The following is a 4,495-nucleotide window of genomic DNA, read 5'->3' on the forward strand; positions in this document are numbered from 1 at the left end:
GTGCTACCTTTCCGGTTGTGGTCAGTGCATGAGATTTTGCGCTCATGTGGAAACTGTAACTAAATGCCATATTGCCACCTCATTTCTGTTCGTGCTTATACTCTTTTACAAAGAGTATAACACCCTAGGTAGATTGACGCAAGCATCAATCTACCAGTGTGCTCTCCGAGGGTCACTCAATAGGGTTACACCCTAGCCGTTCGGCTTACCTGTCTGCGCATCCGGGCAAAAGAAAAGACCGGTCACAGATATTCTGATCTGTTCCGGTCATTCTGTTTTGCCCTCTGTAAATCGAAAATGCATTCGGCATTTTCTTCCAATCTTCACGGCAAATCGGTATTGTTTTGTCGATGTTTCTTTGTCAGTTTATTCTTCGGCATCCTGTTTCATCATCTTCAAGAGATACGAGAACTTGCTTCTGATTGGATTCTGCTGATCCCGCCGTTTTATCTCTTTTACCTTTTGATCTATGTAGTGATATCTCCTGATCTCAATCGAACCATAGCAAGTTGGAGGGTCTGGAAGTTTGAAGTCGGGGATGGTTACCAACACAGAGAACAGTTCGTTGTACTGTTCCTGGGAAAATTTGAATTCATCAAGCGGTGTTTGCCACAGTTCTTTCCCGGTTGTTGCCTTTTCCTGCCACTCTTCCAGCGTCATTTGATTTTCGTCCACTTCGTCAAGGCTTGCCTTTGGAAGTGTCTCGACTTCAAAATGGACTGCTACCACAGACCGCCCTTTCTTGATAGGAGCGTAGGAATATCTGCACTCGGTCTTTTCGTGCATTTCCTTTTGCACCCTTTTCAGAACTTGCTTGTTAAATTCTTTGAATGCTGAGTATGTTTCCACTTTATCGCAATCAAGGATCTGTTTCAGTTCATCAAGTGGTACGTCCCAGCTCTTCCGGAAGCGGTTGGCTTCAAGGTAAATGAACATGATGTATGTGTACCGGCTTGTGAGCGAAGCGATACAGCGGAGCTTGTAACGCAGATAACCGAGGTTTTCAATGTTGAAAAAATACTTCATAGCCTTTTGGGTGCATTCCAGTTTCACTTGCCACAGTCCGTAATCGTCCTGTTCTGCCACCGCTTCTTCAAACAGAGATACCAGTCTGAACCCCTTTTTCAGGCTTGGATCTGGTATCTCTATCACGTTTCCCATAAGGTGTTTGAGTCTTGTCTTGAGATCCTGGTTGTTGATTTTTTTCACTCCGAGTATCTTTTCAAGCTCGCCCTTTTCAAACATCACAGCACGTTTTTCGGGCTTGTGGCTGTCTATCCTTGAGAGATATGTGTCAAGGATTTTAAACTCTGCAAGTGTCAGCTCCGACCGCCACAGGGCAAAGAGTGGCAAGCTCTTCTGTACTGTCAGCTTGTCCTCACTGCCTAAACTGGTTATTGGTTCAATCTTCTTTCTTGCCATTATTATTCCTCCAGTTTAACCCACAGTTCTATCTTGTCTATTCCACCGCCAATGATGTTCCAGGACTCTATCTCTTTATCCTTGACTTCATTCCACCAGGATTCCCTGACTATGCAGGTTGACTTGTAGTGGTTTGAATTATCTTCTGATAGTCTCCAATCCTCAACATCCGTCCAAAAATCATAGTTTTCTTCCTCACAATATCCGTCTATGGATATGCAGACATTTCCTCCGTAGCTCTGTAAAAATTCCTCTAATGTCATTTTACTATCTCCTTCCCAAACATTTTCCCACTTCAGAAAATTCTGGTTTAACAAGAATTTTTTCTTGTTTAGCCAGAATTATGCAAAATTTTTCACATGATTTCGTCCAGTGAAATAACCATGCTGTCACCCGTCCTGTCTGTTACCTTGATCGCATTTGCTCCGTTCATTTCCCATACCACAGAACCATCGACAAAGTTGCTGTCTATCCAATCCTGTATCTTTTCTGCCTGTATTTGCCTGTATTCTGCTATTGTCCTTGCCCCTTTGATTACCATGTGCCGACCTCTCTTTCCATCATTCTGTATTTATTATAATTTATAGGTGGTAATAAGTCAATATATAATTACCACCTATAAGAATTTCTTCACCACCCCATTGGAATTTCTTCACCACCCCATTGGAATTTCTTCACCACCCCATTGGAATTTCTTCACCACCCCATTGGAATTTCTTCACCACCTATAAATCCGGAAAGCCTTGATTTTACTGGATTTTTGACACCCTGTAATCAAGTAAGTAATCAAGTAAGTAATCAAGTAAGTAATCAAGCTATCAATCAAGGGGGAAAACGCGCGGAGCGCGGATCTGCTGGCAAGCGATTTGATCATTTACAACTACTGGAAAATACATAGGTGTAAAACCTCAAATACCCTCCCACAAAAAATTTCTTTTCCCCTTGGCGGATATTCTAGTCAAAAAAGAGATCTTGTAAAGGGCAAAGTCAGCTTACGCTGATGGCAAAGCCACCCTTGACAAGATCCCATTTTTGACTTTTTTACAATCAAGGGGGAAAAGGATATGACACAAGCCTATACACTTGTGAACTTCACTCCATCATCTATCGAGATCGTAGTATTTGGATTTAACATGATTAAGCTCCTGCTGTTGTTTGATAAATGCCTGCAGATTACGGCTAATAGGTTTTGACCTGTCTATAGAGCGTATAAGCTCTTTAAGCAGTTTTTCCGGTACACGGACACGTTTGTCATCTAACATAATTCCTACGGTGCACAATCCTTCTTCTTCATCCTGCCAGATCTGATCATCCCAACCGCCACGGTCGTTGAGACCAACCTTTACTACTGCCCCATCATCATAGATCGCCAATAGTTTGCCTTCCTGCTGATAAGGTTTCCAATCCTTCCCAAATGGCATTTCATTCCATGGCTTAAATGCAGCCTTGGTAAATTCGTGATCAAGCTCTCCGGATAAGATTTTTTTAGCTTTTGTTAGATTATCAACGGTTTCTTTGAGTGGTTCGAGATTTGCCCTGCAGGATTCCATTTGTTCGATTTCTTTGCGCAGATCATCTTTACTGGCAAGCATATTCTGTATCTTTTTGGCAAGCTCAGCAAACTGTTCCTTGATCTTTTTTGCCTGTTCCTTGGCTTTCTGGATGATCGAATCACGCTCCAGGATAATCCGCTGTGCCTCGTTGATTTGTTGCTGTGCCTGGTCAAGCATTGCCTGAGCCTGCATTTGAGCGTTATTTTCAATGTCGCGCGCGTTTCGCTCTGCTTCCTGGAGCATCCGATCAGCATGATCAGAGAGTGAGTCGTTGATATTTGCCCGGGCAATGACAGCATGGAGTTCCTCTTCCGTCAGCCCTTCGACAAATACCCCCTCTCTGGACTCTGTATTTTGTCCAAAAAGCGATTTTTTCCCCGGAATGGTATAATTGCTCATTTTTACAATATCCAGGTCTTCCTGGTGCAAATATGAGCTTACAGCATCAATTTTGGCAATCTGGGCACCCTGTTCGGCAATTTTCTGTTCATTCTGGGCGATTATTTGCCCAATAGACGCTTTTTTTTGTAATAAAGCATCGTTGTCTGCAGATAACTCATTGTTTCGCTTGATGAGCTTGTTATTTGCATCATTGTACTGGATTATATTTCTTGCGGCTTCCTGTCTCTGTGTCTGGATGTTCTGAAGCTCTTTTTTGCTGTTAATAACCGCAAGTGCCGCATCCTGTTGCTCAACGTGAGTTCTTTTCAAATCCTTGGATATTACATCAATCTGCTCAGTGAGAAAATAATATTTATCCAATTCTTTTTTGGGGATGTCTTTATTGCGCCCCTTTTCTTTGGCTTTAAGCTGCATATCAGCAAAAAGGTTCTTGTTTTGTTCCAACTCCATGCCGCGGATCGCATTTTCGCGCATCCGGTCTTGGAGAAAACTCAACCTGTTTGCGTCAAAAACCTTTGTCTTCGCGACCTGTTGTTCTAAGCCTTTCTTGTAACCACTTGCAACCGGCACACCAACCACATGCATATGCGGACTTGACTCATCGTAGTGGATCACGGCTGATGCAACTTTGAATTCCGGAACAAGCTTTTCAAGTGCGCGGAGCTGGTCCCGGTAAATGTATGACATTTGCCGACGTTCACTGTCGGATTTATCTCTCCAGAAGTCCTGGTCTCCGATCTGGATGATGATTTCGGCTGCTACATCACTGCGTGATTTAGATACATGGTCGAGATAGTCTGTAATCTGTCGGTCAGATCTCTTACCGGCATTGTACTGTTCCAGTGCTCTGTCAAATTCGTCATGATAAATGTTTTTTACATTGTCGAGAATTGATTTGTCTGATCCGGATACAATTTCAATCTTGTTTCGGTCATAATCTGCAGATTCATATTCTCGCAGGTTGTGTCTGCTGACCTGTGCTACCTTTCCGGTTGTGGTCAGTGCATGAGATTTTGCGCTCATGTGGAAACTGTAACTAAATGCCATATTGCCACCTCATTTCTGTTCGTGCTTATACTCTTTTACAAAGAGTATAACACCCTAGGTAGATTGACGCA

4 protein-coding genes are annotated in these 4,495 nt (G+C 42.9%); all 4 read right to left on the reverse strand.

The window, feature by feature from the left end; all coding sequences use genetic code 11:
• Positions 1–366 precede the first annotated feature (366 nt).
• Positions 367–1,422 carry a replication initiation protein gene (locus ACR0QE_RS13095; RefSeq protein WP_432628777.1) on the reverse strand — a complete coding sequence of 352 codons (1,056 nt, stop codon included), beginning with the start codon at positions 1,420–1,422 and terminating at the stop codon, positions 367–369.
• Between the two features lie 2 nt (positions 1,423–1,424).
• Positions 1,425–1,685 (reverse strand): hypothetical protein, encoded by a 261-nt coding sequence (locus ACR0QE_RS13100; protein WP_432628778.1) that lies wholly within the window; start codon positions 1,683–1,685, stop codon positions 1,425–1,427.
• Positions 1,686–1,777: 92 nt separating this feature from the next.
• Positions 1,778–1,963 carry a hypothetical protein gene (locus ACR0QE_RS13105; RefSeq protein WP_432628779.1) on the reverse strand — a complete coding sequence of 62 codons (186 nt, stop codon included), beginning with the start codon at positions 1,961–1,963 and terminating at the stop codon, positions 1,778–1,780.
• Between the two features lie 559 nt (positions 1,964–2,522).
• Complete coding sequence (locus ACR0QE_RS13110; RefSeq protein ID WP_432628780.1) at positions 2,523–4,424, reverse strand: plasmid recombination protein; 1,902 nt, start codon at positions 4,422–4,424, stop codon at positions 2,523–2,525.
• Positions 4,425–4,495 lie beyond the last annotated feature (71 nt).

It is taken from the genome of Brotaphodocola sp. (assembly GCF_050873065.1).
Classification (GTDB): domain Bacteria; phylum Bacillota; class Clostridia; order Lachnospirales; family Lachnospiraceae; genus Brotaphodocola.

Excerpts from the sequence above, each read along its gene's own strand:
- ACR0QE_RS13095 (WP_432628777.1), bottom strand. The coding sequence starts at position 1,422 with ATGGCAAGAAAGAAGATTGAACCAATAACCAGTTTAGGCAGTGAGGAC.
- ACR0QE_RS13105 (WP_432628779.1), bottom strand. The coding sequence starts at position 1,963 with ATGGTAATCAAAGGGGCAAGGACAATAGCAGAATACAGGCAAATACAG.
- ACR0QE_RS13100 (WP_432628778.1), bottom strand. The coding sequence starts at position 1,685 with ATGACATTAGAGGAATTTTTACAGAGCTACGGAGGAAATGTCTGCATA.
- ACR0QE_RS13110 (WP_432628780.1), bottom strand. The coding sequence starts at position 4,424 with ATGGCATTTAGTTACAGTTTCCACATGAGCGCAAAATCTCATGCACTG.